Raw genomic sequence first — 17205 nt, forward strand, 5'->3', positions numbered from 1 at the left:
TGCGTGAGCTAAGGAGAAGCAATTGCTGAAAAATTTAGTTTCAAAGTGGCTCCTTCCGAAAGTGATTTCAAGGTCATGCGAATCTCGAATCCCAAGGTCGGGAGAAGAAGGTGAAAAAGTAAACTGCTTTGTTTTAGCGTTAGATCGCGACAACGAGCCTTTTTTTGTTGCCACCGGATTTGAAAAAGGTCTTCTGACTGGATTGAGGTGGAATGGCGAACGATATGCCGAAGAGCATACCGTTTCAATTGATGACCTTAATGATGGCAACTTAAGAATAACTCACTATTACGGTCTTTCTGAAGTTATCTACTCTAGCGTATATGATTTGGCTTGGAATTATCTGTCAAAAGCCGTTTATCTAAGAATACATCTTTACCGCTACATTAGCTCCGCTCATCAGTATTTCTTTAACAAGAAGAAACTCGTTACTAAAAAGCGAATGGAGCTGATTCAATTTATGATGAATGATCAATTAGATCGCGAATATAACGGAATTGGTGTCATCGATTTGATGACCAAGCTGTATTCTATTAAGTGGGTTTTGCATCCATCAGCCGATGAGCAACAGAACAGGCTAGAGCTATATCTTGACTCTCTGGTTGAGTCCGGTGAACTGAGAAAAGTAAACACAGAGTACGTGGTTACTGGTAAAGCCATAAGTACGATTGAAAAGTACGAAGAAGAAGAGAGAAGGCATACAGAAGCTGTAAAACTACAAAAGAAGATGGTGTCACTTACTATACTTATAGCTTTTGTGGCGATTGTTCAATCTGGAATAATTAAACTACCGGTGCTGCTAGATTTAGCACCAAGCAACGAATCGCATAACAATCAAATTCAGCCGACGCAAAAAACGCGCGGCTGATTTGGGCGTTAGGTGTATTAAATGATTACCAAGCTTCTACTTATTATCTCTCTGCAAATACTAGTTACCTCTTCATTTGCACACGATTTTCATGCTGGCAAGAAGCCAAAACAGTATAATTTTTCAAAAAACAGCAGTATTGAAAAATATTTTTATACAATTCCTGACAAATATCACTCCAGTTATCACGATGGTGATAGTAGTTTTACATTTTTTTTAAATTTTCCGAATAAAGGTTTCCACCTGACCAAAGTGGGCCCAACGCCTAGTAATTCTTTGCGTATTAGAGTCATCCATGAAAAACACCGCGCTGAATATACAGCCAAAAATATTTTAAGAGATGGTGAGCTCATCAGAAAAGATGGGTTTTTTAATGTCTATAAAGAATATATTGGTAAAAATGGCCGTACTGAAGTGACTAGCTATTTAACCGAACTTCACGGAAATCAAATTACTATTCGACAGGCTGGGGAGCTTAACTTACGTGTATACAGAAATGCTGGAGCTGATAGAGAAATAGACTACGTCTATTCAAAAGAAGTATCTATACAAGAATGGCTTGAGTTAGATAGCTACATTATGAAAATACTAGCCTCCTTTTCTACAAATCCACCTAACAAGTCAATTCAGCCGACCGCTAACGCGTCGGCTGATTGAAGCGTTAGGCTGTAAAAGAGAACAATATGAAAATATTAGCCGTTTCGGGCAGCTCACGCGAAGCATCCACAAATACAGCTTTGCTGAACGCCATGAAAAATTTTGCCCCCGAAGGCGTCGAGTTGGTGGTTATTCATAACCTAAGTTCACTTCCTGTTTTTTCGCCAGATTTTGAAGGAGAGTCAACACCACTTGCAGTGAACAAATTCCTAAAATCAGTCTCTGAAAGTGATGGGATCATAATTTCAAGCCCTGAATATGTTCGCGCCATCCCCGGTGGCCTCAAAAATGCAATTGACTGGATGGTCTCTCGCTTTGAAATAATAGGTAAACCCATCACTTTGGTACATGCATCTCACCGAGGTGATGATATGCTGACTTCTCTTAGGCTGGTCCTTTCGACAGTAAGTAACAATTTTCTTGAGCATCTGTTTTTGCGTATTCCTCTCATTGGAAAGTCGCCGAATGAAGTTGAAACATTGCTAACTCTTTCAGAGCATGAGTCAAAAATTAGGTCGTTCTTACTTAATTTTTCAAATGAAATTCAGCAATGCAACGAGGATAAACCTAACAATCCATTGCAACGGACAAGCCGGTGAGCGCGGCATTAGCAACCAATAAATAACTTCACATACCATCGAAGAACATAAGCACGGATATACGTCCTGGGCTGTCAGCAGGGCGTCGAGTGTAAAAGGTTGTCATTTTTTAGTCTTGCAAGGAAAAATACCACTGGAAGAGCAGGAATGAATTCTTTTGTGCATTTCAACCATAAGAAAACCACTAATTCACTAACAAAAAACACCATGACCCCAATCTTAAAATCTAAAATCATTGAAGTCTGCGACAAGAAAATCGCTACCAAAGGCGAGGGCGTTGGCATTTCGTTCTATGCATTCTTCAAAAATAAGAACGACGATCCTGAGTTACTGATGGAAGCCGCGGAGTGGTGGATTAGAACACATCAGTTAGACCATTTTGAAAAGGCTATGAAGGTTAAGGCGCTGGCGCATTCGAGCTGAGAAGCCGTTCCCGCGCGCAGCGCGGTCGTACAAGGGACGCAGTAACATCGATGCCTCAAGACAGATAGGCAGCTTCCTCGATCGGAGTCGGGTCGTACAGCCCCTAACAAACACCCACAAAAAAATCCGATTGAGTCGCCTCAATCGGATTTTTTATTAAACCTTAAAGCAGTAGCGATTACTGAGCGGTTTCAGTCGCTTGCTGTTGTTGCTGTAGGTTTTCTAGGTAAAGTGCATCGAAATTGATCGGTGCAAGCATCACTGGGTTGAAGCTGCCTTTTGCGATCACAGAGTCGATTGCTTCACGAGCGTATGGGAACAATGTGCCTGGGCAGAATGCACCCAGTGCATGGTGAAGTTGACGCTCTTCAAAACCAGCGATGGTGAATAGACCACCTTGCTGAACTTGAACTAGGTAAGCTGGCTCGTCGTTGTTTTTAACGTTAACAGTGATGTCTAGAACCACTTCGTATAGGTTCTCACCAACTTGACGGCTTTTAGTGTTTAGCTCAAGGCCTACTTCTGGCTTCCACTCTTCTTGGAAGATAAGAGGAGAACGTGGCGATTCGAAAGACACGTCTTTTAGGAAGATACGTTGAATTTGTAGTTGTGGTTGAGCTTGGTTGTTTTCTTCAGCCATGATAGTTCCTTGGTGTTTTAATTAGAGGCAAGCAGAGCATCAAGCTCGCCTGCACTTTCGAGCGCAAATAGGTCGTCACAACCACCTACATGACGGTCTCCAATCCAGATTTGCGGTACTGTGTGACGGCCGCTTTTTTGCATCATTTCTTGACGTAAAGAATGATTGCCGTCAACTAGAATCTCATTAAAGTCCGCTTGTTTGTGCTGTAACAACTGTTTTGCGCGAACACAAAAAGGACAGTAGTTACTTGAATAGATGGTTACATTCGCCATTGCGGACCCCTTAAATTATTTTTTAACCAGTGGCAGACCAGCATTTTGCCATTCGGTGATGCCGCCTTGCAGCTTGTACACATCAAACCCTGACTTAATAAGCTCTTTCGCACTAGAGCCTGCCGTCATACCAGTTTTACAAACTAAGATAATGGGGGATGATTTGTATTTTTCTAGGGTGCCAGCAGAATCTTTTAATTTCGCTGATGGGATGTTGACCGATCCTGTTAAGTGGCCAGTGCGGAATTCATTCGCTGGACGGATATCGATTACCACAGCATCTTTGTCATTAATTAAGTTTGTTGCAGAGGCCGTCGTAAGGCTGCGAGCGCCGCCACGAGTCTCAACAAAGATCAATGTCGCTGCGATGACAACAAATACCGCGACCATTTCCCAATGGTTAATAGAAAATTCAATTAGTTGGTTCATCATTTGTAATTAAGCCTTTAAAAAAACTGCAAAGCATTATACACGGTGCGTGTATTGGGTACATACTAAAGCCATTTCTAGCTACGATCAGGGTAAGTTTTGAGATGCGTTTATCATTGCTTGTTAATCGATTTCATTGGGGTCGTTACTTCTTAGCAAAGAGTTTAAAAAAGGTTTGTTGCATTCTTTTGATGGGAGCGCTGACTGCTTGTCAAACATTGCCAACACAGGAGCCATTTAAAAAGCTCCGTGAGCAGCAGCAATTAGAATTAGCAGAGCTCTTAGACCAGCTTTGGTTGCGAGCACATATTCTTCCTCAACTTGCGCAAGGCGCACCACTTGTTAGTACGGCAAGAGCAGGACAAGAGGCTATTTCTCAGCAGAATATCAGTAATATTCAGCGAGCACGTGCTTTGCTCGACGAGTTAGATACACGAGTATCAGAACGAAAGCTAATGCCGCAAACAGGAGATGTTGTAGAGCTGACACTTTCTGACATCACTGATAATCAGCATCAAAAGTATAAAGCTTCTAGGATTACGTTGTTTAGGGCTGAGCAGAAGGAGTGGTTGCTGGAAGCCGTTACTGGCGAAGTAGTGCCTTTGACCGTTATTTGGAATGAGACGGGAGCGCTTTATATAGAAGGGCAAGAGGTTGCTCTGCTTTCTTCTACTTCTTCAGAAATTCCGAGTGTCGTTGAAATTTTCTATTATGGCGATCAAGTGTTAGCGCAGGCTTCATTTGCTTTTACCTTGCAAGTCACGGTCCCTCGCTTATAAAAAAATACGACCCGTTTGGGTCGTATTAAGGGAGGCTAAAATACGGAGTAACGTATTTTATTTAGCGTTAGTTGAGTCAAAGATTTTGTCAGCATTACCTTCGATAAAGCTGTCAAACAATGTGCCATCAGGTTGTTTATGACGTAAAGCGAATTCATAGAAACAGCTTGGAATAGTGCGTGTTTCACCACCCGCAAACGTCACATCAATCTTATCTGCCATAGTAGAAGACTGTTGCAGGAACAACTCTGGTGAGCCTTTAATTAGGCCGCCTGTGTTGTTTAGAGTGTAACCTTCGTCTTGAAGCAATTGGTTTACTTCTTCAATGGTTGGGAACTTTTTCAGGTGGTTGATGCTGACCGTGAAATGGTTTGCCTGCATGCCCATTGTGCTTAACCAAGCTGCGTATTCACTGTGTTCAACAAGTGTCATGTAGTCTTCTAGTGAAGGTACATCCCATAGACGCTTCTTCCAGAATACTGCTGGGTCAGATGCAGCATCTTCTGGGATTTGCGCAACCAGTTTGGCGATGATGTCTTGGCACTCTTGTGGTAGTTCTTCGGTTAGTAGCTCTGACAAGAAGATTTTTGGAGCATCAGCTTCTGATGTGTGTTTGTAGCAACGTGCCTTAAGGTGTTTTGATTCAAAACGGAATGCACCGTAAGCTTCGTAGCCCATTTCTTCAAAGATAGGCTGAAGTTTCTCTAGAGATACTGGAGAGTGGGCAAAAGTACGAAACGCAATGTGGTCGTTGATTACTTCTTCGCCGTGGCTTTTAAACAATGCTTGGATGCGCTCAGCTTGTGGAGCTATATCAGTATAGGTATTCCAAAGTGAAGCGAAAAATTGATTAACTTGCATGATGCTCTCCTGTTTTTATTAAATTTGGCGACTGGCCGATGACGTCACTTTAGGCCGCCATTTGCTTCCGTGCAAAAGGTAAAAAAGCATTTTGTCATACCAAAAAATCATGCAATGGTAATGATGACTGCGTTTTACGCAGACTTGTGTGGCTATATATGATTGCTAAGTAGTTGTTGTTTAACACCTAAAATAGTGTTGATTAAGTGGGCGGGAAAGCTAGTTTGTTTAGAATGTGCGATACCCACAACACGTTTTAAGGAAACATCATTAATTGGGCGTATCGTAACGTCTTTCCTTTCTCGTAAAGAGTGCTCTGGGATGAGGGAAATTCCAAGACCAGCCGCAACGAGGTCTAAGGCGTATTCTTCAGTTTTCACTTGTGCGCGAACATCCATCATGACGCCTTGCTTTTGCATTAAGTAATTCCACGATTCTTGAATGTCACAAGGCTTCCTCGAAATAAAAGTCAGCTTATCGATTTGTTTGATAGATAAAGAGGGGAACTCTGTCAGCCAGTGGTCATTGTTCATAGCAATGACATAGTTATCTTCCCATAGTGGGTAAAAGACGTCGTCTTCACTGGTGTAGCTGTTGCAAGTAAAACGTAAATCAGCCTTTTCTGATTCATCCACTAAGTTAAATGTCAGTCCAGGAATTTCATCCAAGAGTGTTTTTAAAACTTGGGAGATCAGTGCTCCTGAAAGAAATGGAGCCAGTGAAATGGAAAGTTCCAACGGCGCGCTTGAATCAGAGAACATGCTACGTAGAGCATTCATGTCATTGACCATTTTACAGGCTTGCGGGTAAAGCTGGGCACCACTATCAGTGGCGGTAACCCCTTTTGAGTGACGAACAAACAATTGCGTGCCTAGATCGTCTTCTAGTTGCGCAAGGGTTGCTGAGATAGAAGGCTGGGCAACAAAGCAACGTTTTGCAGCGCCACTTAAACTGCGCTCTTCGAAAACGGCTATAAAATAGCGTAAGGAGCGAATGTCCATGATTTATCCCCTAATGAATCAATGTTTTACTCAAGTATGGTCTCTGATATAGGAAAAAGCTAGACCTAAGGTATAAAATCAATATTTCTCATCGATAGGTCATGGGAGTACTGTGAATCTCATTGAAACGAAAATGCACTTAATGAGGTTTAACCATGACATTAGCTTGTTTAGAAACTTTGGGCGTTAACACGCTAAAACAAGGCGATACTTTTTACAGCGTCCTAACGGGAAATCAAGTAGCGTTGGGTCAAGGCTCAGCCTTCTCAGCACACAGCCCAATTGATGGTGCTAAGTTATCACAATTTAACAATGCAACACCTGCACAGCTTGATGCAGTGAATGCTGAGCTTCAAGACGCATTCAAAGCTTTGCGCGTTATCCCAGCACCACGTCGTGGTGAGTTGGTTCGTCGCATCGGTGAGGAAGCTCGTAAGTACAAAAACGAGCTTGCACAAGTCATCGCGCTTGAAGCGGGTAAAATCTTACCTGAAGCATTGGGTGAGGTTCAGGAGTGGATCGATGTATGTGACTTCGCTGTCGGTCAATCACGTATGCTACATGGTCTATCTATCGTATCAGAGCGTCCTGGACACCGTATGATGGAGCAATGGCACCCACTGGGTCCAGTTGCTGTAATCACAGCTTTTAACTTCCCAATGGCGGTTTGGGCGTGGAACGCAATGCTAGGTCTAGTATGTGGTGACCCAATCCTATTGAAGCCATCTGAAAAAGCACCGCTTTGTGCTCTAGCTATGTACCAAATCGCGCAGAACGTGATTGCTGATATGCCAGACATTCCAAAAGCTTCTGTCAGTGTGATGATTGGTGGCCGTGATCTAGGTGAAGCGATTTCTTCAAGCCCTGTTTACCCACTTGTTTCTGCAACGGGTTCAACTGCAATGGGTCGTGCAGTAGCAGAGACTGTTGCGAAGCGTCTAGGTCGTTCTCTACTAGAACTTGGTGGTAACAATGCAATGATCGTGTCTGATACAGCAGACCTTGATCTTGCACTGCGTGCAATTGTATTCGCTGCGGCGGGTACAGCGGGTCAGCGTTGTACAACGCTACGTCGTCTAATTGCTCACGAATCAGTTGTTGACGGTTTAGTTGAGCGAGTTGCGAAGGCATACAGTACATTACGCATTGGTAACCCATTAGAAGAAGGCAAGTTGGTTGGACCTCTAATCGACGAAGGTAGCTTCGCACGTATGCAAAGTGCACTTGAAGAAGCCAAAGCACAAGGCGGTGAAATCGTTTGTGGTGGTGAGCGTGTGACGGAAGGCGTTCCTGCAGGTGGTTTCTATGTGAAGCCAGCGATCGTTCGTATCGCTCATGACGCGCCAATCGTTCATGAAGAAACATTTGCGCCAATCATGTACGTTCTAACGTACAGCAACTTCGAAGAAGCGCTTGAAATTCAAAACGAAGTACCACAAGGTCTATCTTCTGCGGTATTCACTGAGAGCATGCGTGAAGCGGAACTGTTCATGTCTCCTGCAGGTTCTGACTGTGGTATTGCTAACGTCAACATCGGTACTTCAGGTGCGGAAATTGGTGGTGCCTTCGGTGGTGAGAAAGAGACTGGTGGTGGTCGTGAGTCGGGTTCTGATGCATGGCGTAACTACATGCGCCGTACAACGAATACGATTAACTACGGTGGTGATCTACCACTGGCTCAAGGTATCGTTTTTGAGTAATCGAAACATCTAGCCAGTTTTGAAATAGGCGAGTCTTTGCTCGCCTATTTTGGTTTGGGTCTTTTTTTACCAGTTTTGATTAAGAGGTCATCTCTATGTCTTTGCAACCTTGTGACTCTTTGTGGCGTGCAAGTGCACCTGCAGCACCAACTCTTACTGCTTTAGAGCAAGATTTAGAAGTGGACGTTGCGATTGTTGGGGGTGGTTTTACTGGCTTATCGGCGGCGCTTCACTTGGCTAAATTTGGTGTTTCGGTTGCGTTAGTTGAAGCTGCTGAAGTGGGTTTTGGTGGCTCTGGACGAAATGTTGGGTTAGCTAACGCCGGCCTTTGGTTAGAACCAAATGATTTGGATCGTCAATTAGGGCCTGAAGCAGGGCGCGCATTATACGATGCCTTAGCGGTTGCCCCTGATTATGTCTTTGGATTGATCGAAGAATACAATATCGAGTGCGAAGCAACCCGCAATGGTACTTTACACTGTGGTGTTGGCAAAGCAGGTTTAACTCAGCTGAAGCGTCGATGTGAGCAAATGCAGCAACGAGGCGCGCCGGTGGAGCTGTTGAATACAGCGGATGCACAAGCTCGAATCGGTTCTGATAAGTTTAATTCAGCTCTGTTTGACCCTCGCGCTGGAACGATTCAACCGCTAGGTTATGCACGCGGACTGGCTCATGCTGCTGTGAAAGAAGGTGCGCAGCTATTTGATCAGTCTCCGGTCGAAAACATTACTCCTGATGGCGAAAGTTGGGTCGTTAAAACGGCGAAAGGCAGTTTAAAAGCAGAACGTGTTATCTTAGCCACCAACGCATACGGTGAGTATGGTGTCAAAAATGAAGCACGTAAGTTTGTGCCAATTTTTTACAGTCAGTTAGCGACTAAGCCTTTAACGGAAGAGCAACTGAAAGTGGTTTTGCCAAACAAAGAGGGCTGTTGGGATACCTGTACGGTCATGAGTTCCTTCCGTATGGACCAGCAAGGGCGTTTAGTGTTTGGTGGTATGGGTGGTGAAAAACATTATCATGCGAGCTGGGCGTCACAGCGCGTAAAAGAGTTATGGCCAGTCCTTAGTAAAGTGGAGTGGGAATTCAGCTGGACAGGCAAAATTGCCTACAGCGAGGATCACCTGCCTCATTGTCAGCAGCTGCAGCGTGGTCTGTTTAGTGTTGCTGGTTATAGTGGCCGCGGTATTGGTCCTGGAACGATCATGGGCAAAGAGCTTGCTGAGTGGTTCACAGGTCGACGTGATAGTTTGTCTGCGCCAATGACCACACTACGTGATATCCCGTTACGTGAAGTGAAACGTATGTTTTACGAAGTAGGGGCTCATACTTATCATGTGGGTCAGCGAACTCATGTTTTAGACTAGTAGTCTAGCCGGATGATTTCGCAATAAAAACAAAGGAATGCATAATTACAATGCATTCCTTTCCAGTCATAATAGGCGAATGCTGAGGCTTGTTGTACAGTTGCAGCCTTCCCCTAACCTCAATGTAATGATGGCAAACGAATGCGGAGATACATTCCCTCTTCCACAGCGCTGAAATGTTTTGAAGCGTCTGTTAGACACCTTAGCTTTACCCGTGCAGCGCAGGAGCTTCATTTAACTCAAAGTGCGGTCAGTCGACAGATACGTAACTTGGAAGAGTTTTTGTCCCGTGATTTGTTTATTCGTCTGAATAAGCGTCTTGTTTTGACGAGCACCGGTGCCGCCTACTACAAAGAGGTCGTGCCGTTACTGGATAGTATGGAAAACGCAAGTTTGCGAATGTTGCATCGAGAAGATGAAAAAACAACGTTAACTATTTCCGCTCTACCGACTTTTGCATCTTACTGGTTGATGCCTAAACTGGTGGCTTTCCAAAAGTTGCATCCACAGTTTCAGATCAAAGTGCGTTCCCTTGATGATGCGGCAAAAATCGACCCTGAAAGCATCGATATAATCTTGCACTATGGTGGCGACCATTGGCCAAGAGCTGTCAGTCATCATTTACTAAGTGAGCAAGTTGTCGCCGTTTGTTCACCGAGTGTGTTGAAGGGGGCTGGCGATACTAGCCTTGCCGCAGAACATGCCCTTGAATACCCTCTTTTGCATTTATCATCGCGAATTAATGGTTGGCCGGATTGGCTGGCAGCGCATGATCTGGAAAGTGACTCTTTGGCTGGTCCCGCGTTCGCACATTTTCATATGGTATTAGAAGCCGCCAAACATGGTATGGGCGTCGCGATTTTACCGACTATTATTGCTGAGCAAAGCCTCTTAGATGGTAGCCTAGTGGCACCTTTTGGAGCGCCGATCGATACCCCTCATGAATACCTCTTATCTTACCCCGGTGACAAAGCGGACTTAGAGCAGGTCGTGACCTTTCGCGATTGGCTACTTAATAGCGTAGCAGGTGTTAGTCAGAATTAATTACGTCTATAGGTAGTCCTTGGCTGTAAAGCGCTAGGACGCCTATGGTAGTATCGATGTAATGGCCAAATTACAGATCGGGATACGTAATTATGAACAAGAAAACCACGGCATTATTTATTTTAGACGGATGGGGTTACAGCGAAACCTCAACATCAAATGCGATTGCAGCTGCGAACACGCCTAACTGGGATAAGCTTTGGGGCGAGCGACCACATACCTTGATTAAAACATCAGGTATGGCGGTAGGTCTACCTGAAGGTCAAATGGGTAACTCTGAAGTAGGTCATATGAACCTAGGTGCAGGGCGTGTGGTATATCAAAACTTTACGCGTATTGGTAAAGCTATTGATGATGGCAGCTTCTTCGAAAACGAAGCGCTGCTTGAGGCCGTCAATAAAGCTGTGGCGGCGGGCAAAGCCGTCCATATTCTGGGTCTTGTTTCTCCTGGTGGTGTACACAGTCACCACGAACAAATTATGGCAATGAGTGAATTGGCTGCGCGCCAAGGGGCGAAAGCCATTTACATTCATGGCTTTACCGACGGTCGCGACACACCACCGCGTTCCGCTCAAGGCCCGCTTGCAGAGATCGAAGCTAAATTGGCAGATCTTGGGGTAGGTCGTATTGCTTCGCTAACGGGACGTTACTTTGCGATGGACCGTGATAATCGTTGGGAGCGTGTGGAGCAGGCTTACAACGCTATTGTACTCGGCCAAGCGGAGTACCAAGCTGAGTCTGCAAAAGCTGCTATTGATGCGGCGTACGAGCGTGATGAAAACGATGAATTCGTAAAAGCCACTGTGATTGGTGAGTCGGCTGCGATTGAAGATGGCGATGCGGTCATTTTTGCTAACTTCCGACCTGACCGAGCGCGTCAATTAACTCGAGCCTTTACTGACGCTGACTTTTCTGGCTTTGAACGCAAAGCTGTGCCAACGCTTGCAGGTTTTGTGACGTTTACTGAATATGCCTCAGACATCAATGCATCGGTGGCTTACCCGCCAGTGGCGTTGAGTAACACTCTAGGTGAAGTACTGTCGAAAACAGGCAAAAAGCAACTTCGTATCGCTGAGACAGAGAAGTACGCTCACGTAACCTTCTTCTTTAATGGTGGTGAAGAAGCGGTTTTTGATGGCGAAGAACGTGAGTTAATCCCATCTCCTGATGTCGCGACTTACGATCTGAAACCGGAAATGAGCGCGCCAGAAGTAACAGATAAGCTGGTAGAAGTTATTGAAGCAGGCAAATACGACACCATCATCTGTAACTTTGCCAACGGCGACATGGTTGGTCACAGTGGTATCTTTGAAGCGGCTGTTGCTGCGGTGGAAGCTGTGGATGCATGTTTAGGCCGTATTCTTGTGGCACTAGAGAAAAACGGTGGTCAATGTTTGATTACTGCCGACCATGGTAACGTAGAACAGATGTTAAGTGATGATGGTACTCAGCCGTTAACTTCACACACGCTTGAGCCAGTACCTTTAGTTCTAGTGACACCTGAATCGAGTTGGTCTTTAAGCGACGGTGCGTTATGTGATATTGCACCAACATTGCTAGAGATGATGGGCATGGATGTCCCAACAGAGATGACCGGCCACAGCCTTTTGGTACGCTCTTAATTATTGAAAAAGGGAATCATCATGGGGTTCAAATCCTGTTTGTTGATGCTCATGTTTTTGTTGTCCAGCATAAGCTGGGCAGCAGAACCACAAACACCTGAAGAGGCACGCCAGCAAATTCAGGCATTGCAGCAAGACCTGGTTAAGCTGAATGATTGGCTGAAAGATCTAAAAAGTGAACGCTCTAACGTTGAGCAACAGCTTGAGAGTAAAGAGAAAACGATACATGACCTCTCAAAACGCATATTAGATTTGCAGAAAAGCTTAGAAAAGGGCGCAGAGCAGTTACAGAATCTGCAAACGCAGCAGCGTAGTTTGCAACAAAGCATTCAACAACAATACCAACAGATAGCCGCCCAACTTCGGGCGGTTTATCGTTCTGGTAGTAGTGAGGGCATTCGCTTCTTACTCGAAGATCTTCCAGTCGATGAATCCATGCGCTTGATTCACTACAACCGCTATTTTTCCACAGCGCGCCAATCCCTTATTAATGGCTTTAGTTCAGAAGTGGATGACTTGAACTTGGTTGAAAAAAGCATTCGTAGTCAACGAGCTCAAATGGTGCAAGAGCAGTCTGACTTAGAAAAGCAGCAAGCTCGTATTCAAGACGAACAAGCGCAACGAAAAAAAATCTTAGCTAAAATTGAAACTGATTTAAGTTCTGGCGATCAAAAAGCCAAGCGCTTGCAGCAAGATCAAGCTCAAATGCAGTCGCTACTGAAACAACTAGAGCAAGCCCTTGCGGATATACAAATTCCTGACCTTGAGACGCCATTTGGAAGACAAAAAGGAAAATTGATTCCGCCACTTAACGTTATTAAGCGCTTACCAGATAATTCACAAATCAATTTAGGAGGGGCTACTCTTGCGGCAGAGACTGGAGACCAAGTGCGTGCGGTACATCACGGGCGGGTTGTGTTTTCAGATTGGATGCGAGGGTTTGGCTTTTTGATCATTTTGGATCATGGCAGTGGTTATATGTCTTTGTATGGTTACAACCAAAGCTTACTCAAAGATGTTGGTGAGTGGGTCAATGCGAATGATGTGATTGCCACAGCGGGCAGTTCAGGTGGTCGAAACACACCGGGATTATTTTTTGCGATTCGTCATAACGGTGAACCGATTAATGCTTTGTCTTGGCTTAGAAAAGGCTAGCACAAAAACACATAAGGATAAATTATGGTTGTTTACACTCGTCGCCTTCTAGTTGGGTTGGTTGGAGCAGTATGTCTAAATTCGGTATGGGCAGCATCCGAAGCAGAGGTGGCGCCGATTCCTCTGACGCAAATTCAAGCATTTGTTGAGACGTTTGAAACCATCAGTGCTGGGTATGTTGAAGCACTGGACGATGAAGCTATCCTGAATAAAGCCTTAAAAGGTATGGTTTCTTCCCTAGACCCACATTCAGAATATCTGACGAAAGATGAGGTAGAAACATTCGATGAAGAAACATCTGGTAACTATGCTGGTATCGGAGTTGAAGTGGAGATGGTTGACGGTCAGTTAACGGTGGTGTCGCCAATTGACAATTCACCTGCAGCGAAGGCTGGTATTCAGGCAGGAGATGTCATCATTCGTATTGATGACCAATTGGTTTCAGGTACAAACCTTCAAGACATCATCACCTTAATGCGAGGGAAAAAAGGTACGGCGGTACTGCTTGATATTGATCGAGATGGTGAAATTAAACAGTTCTCTGTCAAACGTGCTGAAATAGAAGATAGCAGTCTGACAAGTGAGTGGCTTGGAAGTGATATTGCGTATATTCGGGTGAGTCAGTTTCTAGGTAATTCAGCTAAAGATTTTAGAAAAGAGCTTACATCGCTTCAATCTGACCATGCGATCAAGGGCTTGATTATTGATCTTAGAAACAACCCCGGAGGGGTTCTGCAAAGTGCTGTGGGGATTGTAGATACTCTTATTGATGACGGTATGATTGTCTACACCGATGGACGTCATAATTACTCTAGAACGGAGTTTAAAGCCACTAAAGAGTCTACATTGTTACCAAAAGCGCCTTTAGTCGTTTTAGTTAATGAAGGATCAGCATCGGCATCTGAGGTGTTAGCGGGGGCTATTCAAGATCATAAGAGAGGGCTTGTTTTAGGTACGGAAACGTTTGGTAAAGGCTCTGTACAAACTGTCGTGCCTTTATCTAATGGCGCCGCAGTGAAGTTGACAACGGCTTTGTATTTCACGCCAAAAGGTCGCTCTATTCAAGCTCAAGGGATTATGCCTGATATGGTTATTCCTCAAGCTAAAATTGAAGTTGAAAAAGGTCGCTTTTTCATAAAAGAGGCCGAGCTAAAAGGTCACCTCAGTAATGGTACAGGAGGGGAAGAGCGCACTAGTTCAGATGTAGACAGCAAGCTAAACGAACTGGCTACTAATGATTTTCAACTTTTCCAAGCGTTTTCAGTGCTGCAAAGCGCTCAGCAGTTTTTGGCGAATTAATGTTTAAACGCTGTATTGTTTTTAGTGTATTGGTGGGCTTTTCTTCTTGGGGATGGAGTAGCGAGGAGAGCGTGGATGTGGCACAAAAAGATTTGCTGCCCTTTCCAAAGTTAGATCAAGTCTCCTCTGACGATCGTAGCAGAGAGATGTTTCCTTTGATGTTGCCCGCCAAAGATGCTCCCCAATCTTGGCCATCTTTACTTAAAAAACCAGCGATGCAAAACGTTTTGAGTCCCCCTGTATCAGGCTTAATAGCTCGTTCTACCCCTAGTCCTATGTCAGAAATGGATGCGTTACCTGAGCCACCTAAAATAGTCGTTATTATTGACGATGTAGGTTATAACCGAAGAGGTATGGAAGAGTCGTTATCGTTGCCTCTACCTGTTGTCTTGGCCATTCTTCCGGAAACACCTTATGCAAAGAAGGCCGCTGAAAAAGCGCGTTTACAAGAGCGTACAACTATTTTGCATGCTCCAATGGAAAATGAGCGTGAGCTAAAGCTCGGTCCTGGAGGACTTTATGTCGAAATGGATGAGCAAGCCTTTAAGACAATGCTTAGGGCTGATATAGACAGTGTCCCTGGGGTCAAAGGTGTGAACAATCATATGGGAAGCTTGCTCACCACCCATAGGCAGCATATGGAGTGGGTCATGGATGTGATGCAAGAACGATCTCTATTTTTTGTCGATAGTTTGACCAGTCCTCAAAGTGTGGCTCATGTGATTGCCAGTGAGAGAGGGGTTCTTACTGTGACTAGAGACGTTTTTCTTGATAATGTCCGTACACAGGCGGCAATTGATAAGCAGTTTAAACGCCTGTTAAAGCGAGCGCATGAAAATGGTGTTGCGGTTGCAATCGGACACCCATATCCCGAAACCACTCAGTATTTACAGCGAAGGTTAAACTCTTCTATATCTGCACAGTTAGTGAACATAAACCTTCTTCTTAATTAACTAGTTCAGTGCGATAGCAAATCATCATTTTGTATCCAAATAGTTTTCGACTGCATTTTTGTATTGATATAAGTTAAAAATATCATGCGAATGGTGCTTGTTAGACTTTTTCTCTGCTTTTCTTCATTTTTTTGTTAAATCTTCGTTCTCATTTTTGTGCCCACTTATTGACCGGTTTTTATTCAAAGGGTATGGTTTGTGTTCACTGGTAGTGCACAATTTAAAAACTATTTCCGTGTTTTTTGCATTTTTCTGGCATTTTCTAGGAGTGCAAAATTCTGGAACGCTTCTTGCTAATTCTAAAATAACGATAAAACCAAAATGAGTAGGAGTTCATAGCATGTCTAAAGCAGTTGTTAAAAAAACGCTTATTTCTTTAGCCGTCGCAAGCGCGGCTGCTGTTGCACAAGCGGATGTGGTAATTGGTGTTGCGGGTCCTCACACAGGCGCTTACGCGGCGTTTGGTGAGCAACTATGGCGTGGTGCAGAAAAAGCCGCTATGGATATCAATGCTAAAGGTGGTATCAATGGTGAAATGATCAAGCTTGTAAAAGCGGACGATGCATGTGAGCCAAAACAGGCCGTTTCGATTGCGAACCGTCTAGTAGACTCTGATGAGGCCGTTGCAGTTGTTGGTCACTTCTGTTCATCTTCTTCAATCCCAGCCTCTTCAATTTACGAGGAAGCAGGCGTTCTTATGGTAACACCTGCATCAACAAACCCTACTTTGACCGATCGTGGTCTTCCAAATGTTTTCCGTGTTTGTGGTCGTGATGATCAGCAAGGTGACGTAGCGGCAAGCTACATTGTAGGTGATTTGGGTGCTAAGAAAGTTGCCATCATTCACGATAAAGACACATACGGTAAGGGTCTAGCTGACGCAATGAAAGCTACGATGAACGCCTATGGCCTAGAAGAGGTGTTGTACGAAGGTTTGACTCGTGGTGAGAAAGACTTCAACGCACTAGTAACCAAGATTCGTTCAGTGGATGCGGATGTCGTGTACTTCGGTGGTTTACACTCTGAAGCGGGTCCATTGGTTCGCCAGATGCGTGAGCAAGGCCTAACTGCGAAATTCATTTCTGGTGATGGCATTGTATCTGACGAATTTGTTTCTGTTGCAGGTTCTCCAGAATACGTAGATGGCGTATTGATGACATTTGGTGCGGATCCAACCTCTTACCCAGCAGGTAAAGAAGTCGTTGAGCAATTCCGTTCTGAGGGTATTGAGCCAGAAGGCTATGTCATGTACTCATACACTGCAATGCAAGTTGTTGCTTCAGCTCTAGAAGCTAATGACCTTGATCCAGTGAAGGCTTCTGATTGGTTGCATGGCAACAAAGTCGACACTGTAATGGGGACAAAGCAGTTTGATGATAAAGGTGACTTGATGGTATCTGACTACGTAATGTACGAGTGGGATGCTAACGGTAAATACTCAATGATGGATAACTAATCATCACCATCGATTGATTATTAGGGGCGCTATGATGGCGCCTCTAACTCCCCCTGTTCCAATTCCCTAGAGGTTTC

Annotated in this window: 18 protein-coding genes; 13 read left to right on the forward strand and 5 right to left on the reverse strand. The window is 44.4% G+C overall.

The features are described from left to right. Nucleotides 1-22: 22 nt before the first annotated feature. From JHD44_RS11995 to JHD44_RS12010, 4 genes are all read left to right on the forward strand, one after another. Complete coding sequence (locus JHD44_RS11995) at nucleotides 23-868, forward strand: hypothetical protein (RefSeq protein ID WP_199462987.1); 846 nt, start codon at nucleotides 23-25, stop codon at nucleotides 866-868. A gap of 21 nt (nucleotides 869-889) precedes the next feature. Continuing rightward, complete coding sequence (locus tag JHD44_RS12000) at nucleotides 890-1525, forward strand: hypothetical protein (protein WP_199462988.1); 636 nt, start codon at nucleotides 890-892, stop codon at nucleotides 1523-1525. 26 nt (nucleotides 1526-1551) lie between these two features. Continuing rightward, a complete protein-coding gene (locus JHD44_RS12005) occupies nucleotides 1552-2124 on the forward strand; it encodes an NADPH-dependent FMN reductase (RefSeq protein ID WP_233402079.1) in 573 nt (190 codons plus the stop codon). A gap of 147 nt (nucleotides 2125-2271) precedes the next feature. Next, nucleotides 2272-2547, forward strand: coding sequence for a DUF6500 family protein (locus JHD44_RS12010; protein WP_325097096.1), 276 nt, complete (start codon nucleotides 2272-2274; stop codon nucleotides 2545-2547). 178 nt (nucleotides 2548-2725) lie between these two features. Here JHD44_RS12010 and secB read toward each other — a convergent pair whose 3' ends face one another. Genes secB through JHD44_RS12025 form a run of 3 tightly spaced genes read right to left on the reverse strand, consistent with a single transcriptional unit; the run spans nucleotide 2726 to nucleotide 3894 of the window. Continuing rightward, a complete protein-coding gene (secB, locus tag JHD44_RS12015) occupies nucleotides 2726-3187 on the reverse strand; it encodes a protein-export chaperone SecB (protein ID WP_133561989.1) in 462 nt (153 codons plus the stop codon). Nucleotides 3188-3204: 17 nt separating this feature from the next. Then, nucleotides 3205-3462: a glutaredoxin 3 gene (gene grxC, locus JHD44_RS12020; RefSeq protein WP_199462989.1), complete on the reverse strand. Its 258-nt coding sequence runs from the start codon at nucleotides 3460-3462 to the stop codon at nucleotides 3205-3207. 15 nt (nucleotides 3463-3477) lie between these two features. Beyond that, complete coding sequence (locus JHD44_RS12025; protein WP_199462990.1) at nucleotides 3478-3894, reverse strand: rhodanese-like domain-containing protein; 417 nt, start codon at nucleotides 3892-3894, stop codon at nucleotides 3478-3480. Nucleotides 3895-3995: 101 nt separating this feature from the next. Between JHD44_RS12025 and JHD44_RS12030 the strand changes: the two genes are divergently transcribed. Further along, on the forward strand, nucleotides 3996-4670 hold the full coding sequence (locus tag JHD44_RS12030; RefSeq protein WP_199462991.1) for a hypothetical protein: 675 nt from the start codon (nucleotides 3996-3998) through the stop codon (nucleotides 4668-4670). A gap of 57 nt (nucleotides 4671-4727) precedes the next feature. Here JHD44_RS12030 and JHD44_RS12035 read toward each other — a convergent pair whose 3' ends face one another. After that, a complete protein-coding gene (locus JHD44_RS12035) occupies nucleotides 4728-5531 on the reverse strand; it encodes a DUF1338 domain-containing protein (protein ID WP_199462992.1) in 804 nt (267 codons plus the stop codon). 152 nt (nucleotides 5532-5683) lie between these two features. Continuing rightward, a complete protein-coding gene (locus JHD44_RS12040) occupies nucleotides 5684-6532 on the reverse strand; it encodes a LysR family transcriptional regulator (RefSeq protein WP_199462993.1) in 849 nt (282 codons plus the stop codon). A 155-nt stretch (nucleotides 6533-6687) separates the two neighbouring features. Here JHD44_RS12040 and JHD44_RS12045 point away from each other — a divergent pair, with 155 nt between their 5' ends. The 8 genes from JHD44_RS12045 (at nucleotide 6688) to JHD44_RS12080 (ending at nucleotide 17128) form a co-directional block, all read left to right on the forward strand. Further along, nucleotides 6688-8232, forward strand: coding sequence for an aldehyde dehydrogenase family protein (locus tag JHD44_RS12045; RefSeq protein WP_199462994.1), 1545 nt, complete (start codon nucleotides 6688-6690; stop codon nucleotides 8230-8232). A gap of 95 nt (nucleotides 8233-8327) precedes the next feature. After that, nucleotides 8328-9599, forward strand: coding sequence for an NAD(P)/FAD-dependent oxidoreductase (locus tag JHD44_RS12050; RefSeq protein WP_199462995.1), 1272 nt, complete (start codon nucleotides 8328-8330; stop codon nucleotides 9597-9599). A gap of 141 nt (nucleotides 9600-9740) precedes the next feature. Further along, nucleotides 9741-10643 (forward strand): LysR substrate-binding domain-containing protein, encoded by a 903-nt coding sequence (locus JHD44_RS12055; protein WP_199462996.1) that lies wholly within the window; start codon nucleotides 9741-9743, stop codon nucleotides 10641-10643. 92 nt (nucleotides 10644-10735) lie between these two features. Next, nucleotides 10736-12265 carry a 2,3-bisphosphoglycerate-independent phosphoglycerate mutase gene (gene gpmI / locus JHD44_RS12060; protein ID WP_199462997.1) on the forward strand — a complete coding sequence of 510 codons (1530 nt, stop codon included), beginning with the start codon at nucleotides 10736-10738 and terminating at the stop codon, nucleotides 12263-12265. A gap of 21 nt (nucleotides 12266-12286) precedes the next feature. Then, nucleotides 12287-13420: a murein hydrolase activator EnvC family protein gene (locus JHD44_RS12065; RefSeq protein WP_199462998.1), complete on the forward strand. Its 1134-nt coding sequence runs from the start codon at nucleotides 12287-12289 to the stop codon at nucleotides 13418-13420. Between the two features lie 24 nt (nucleotides 13421-13444). Further along, entirely contained in the window at nucleotides 13445-14719 is a 1275-nt protein-coding gene (locus JHD44_RS12070; RefSeq protein WP_199462999.1) for a S41 family peptidase, read from the forward strand. Continuing rightward, nucleotides 14719-15672, forward strand: coding sequence for a divergent polysaccharide deacetylase family protein (locus JHD44_RS12075; protein ID WP_199463000.1), 954 nt, complete (start codon nucleotides 14719-14721; stop codon nucleotides 15670-15672). The genes JHD44_RS12070 and JHD44_RS12075 overlap by 1 nt, the downstream gene beginning before the upstream one ends. Before the next feature lie 340 nt (nucleotides 15673-16012). Continuing rightward, nucleotides 16013-17128 (forward strand): branched-chain amino acid ABC transporter substrate-binding protein, encoded by a 1116-nt coding sequence (locus JHD44_RS12080; RefSeq protein ID WP_199463001.1) that lies wholly within the window; start codon nucleotides 16013-16015, stop codon nucleotides 17126-17128. The last annotated feature ends 77 nt before the right edge of the window (nucleotides 17129-17205 follow it).

It is taken from the genome of Marinomonas ostreistagni (genome assembly GCF_016461785.1).
GTDB lineage: Bacteria > Pseudomonadota > Gammaproteobacteria > Pseudomonadales > Marinomonadaceae > Marinomonas > Marinomonas ostreistagni_A.

Coding starts and splice junctions, on each gene's coding strand:
- JHD44_RS12000 (WP_199462988.1), top strand. CDS start 890: ATGATTACCAAGCTTCTACTTATTATCTCTCTGCAAATACTAGTTACC.
- JHD44_RS12005 (WP_233402079.1), top strand. CDS start 1,552: ATGAAAATATTAGCCGTTTCGGGCAGCTCACGCGAAGCATCCACAAAT.
- JHD44_RS12010 (WP_325097096.1), top strand. CDS start 2,272: ATGAATTCTTTTGTGCATTTCAACCATAAGAAAACCACTAATTCACTA.
- secB (WP_133561989.1), bottom strand. CDS start 3,187: ATGGCTGAAGAAAACAACCAAGCTCAACCACAACTACAAATTCAACGT.
- grxC (WP_199462989.1), bottom strand. CDS start 3,462: ATGGCGAATGTAACCATCTATTCAAGTAACTACTGTCCTTTTTGTGTT.
- JHD44_RS12025 (WP_199462990.1), bottom strand. CDS start 3,894: ATGATGAACCAACTAATTGAATTTTCTATTAACCATTGGGAAATGGTC.
- JHD44_RS12030 (WP_199462991.1), top strand. CDS start 3,996: ATGCGTTTATCATTGCTTGTTAATCGATTTCATTGGGGTCGTTACTTC.
- JHD44_RS12035 (WP_199462992.1), bottom strand. CDS start 5,531: ATGCAAGTTAATCAATTTTTCGCTTCACTTTGGAATACCTATACTGAT.
- JHD44_RS12040 (WP_199462993.1), bottom strand. CDS start 6,532: ATGGACATTCGCTCCTTACGCTATTTTATAGCCGTTTTCGAAGAGCGC.
- JHD44_RS12045 (WP_199462994.1), top strand. CDS start 6,688: ATGACATTAGCTTGTTTAGAAACTTTGGGCGTTAACACGCTAAAACAA.
- JHD44_RS12050 (WP_199462995.1), top strand. CDS start 8,328: ATGTCTTTGCAACCTTGTGACTCTTTGTGGCGTGCAAGTGCACCTGCA.
- JHD44_RS12055 (WP_199462996.1), top strand. CDS start 9,741: ATGCGGAGATACATTCCCTCTTCCACAGCGCTGAAATGTTTTGAAGCG.
- gpmI (WP_199462997.1), top strand. CDS start 10,736: ATGAACAAGAAAACCACGGCATTATTTATTTTAGACGGATGGGGTTAC.
- JHD44_RS12065 (WP_199462998.1), top strand. CDS start 12,287: ATGGGGTTCAAATCCTGTTTGTTGATGCTCATGTTTTTGTTGTCCAGC.
- JHD44_RS12070 (WP_199462999.1), top strand. CDS start 13,445: ATGGTTGTTTACACTCGTCGCCTTCTAGTTGGGTTGGTTGGAGCAGTA.
- JHD44_RS12075 (WP_199463000.1), top strand. CDS start 14,719: ATGTTTAAACGCTGTATTGTTTTTAGTGTATTGGTGGGCTTTTCTTCT.
- JHD44_RS12080 (WP_199463001.1), top strand. CDS start 16,013: ATGTCTAAAGCAGTTGTTAAAAAAACGCTTATTTCTTTAGCCGTCGCA.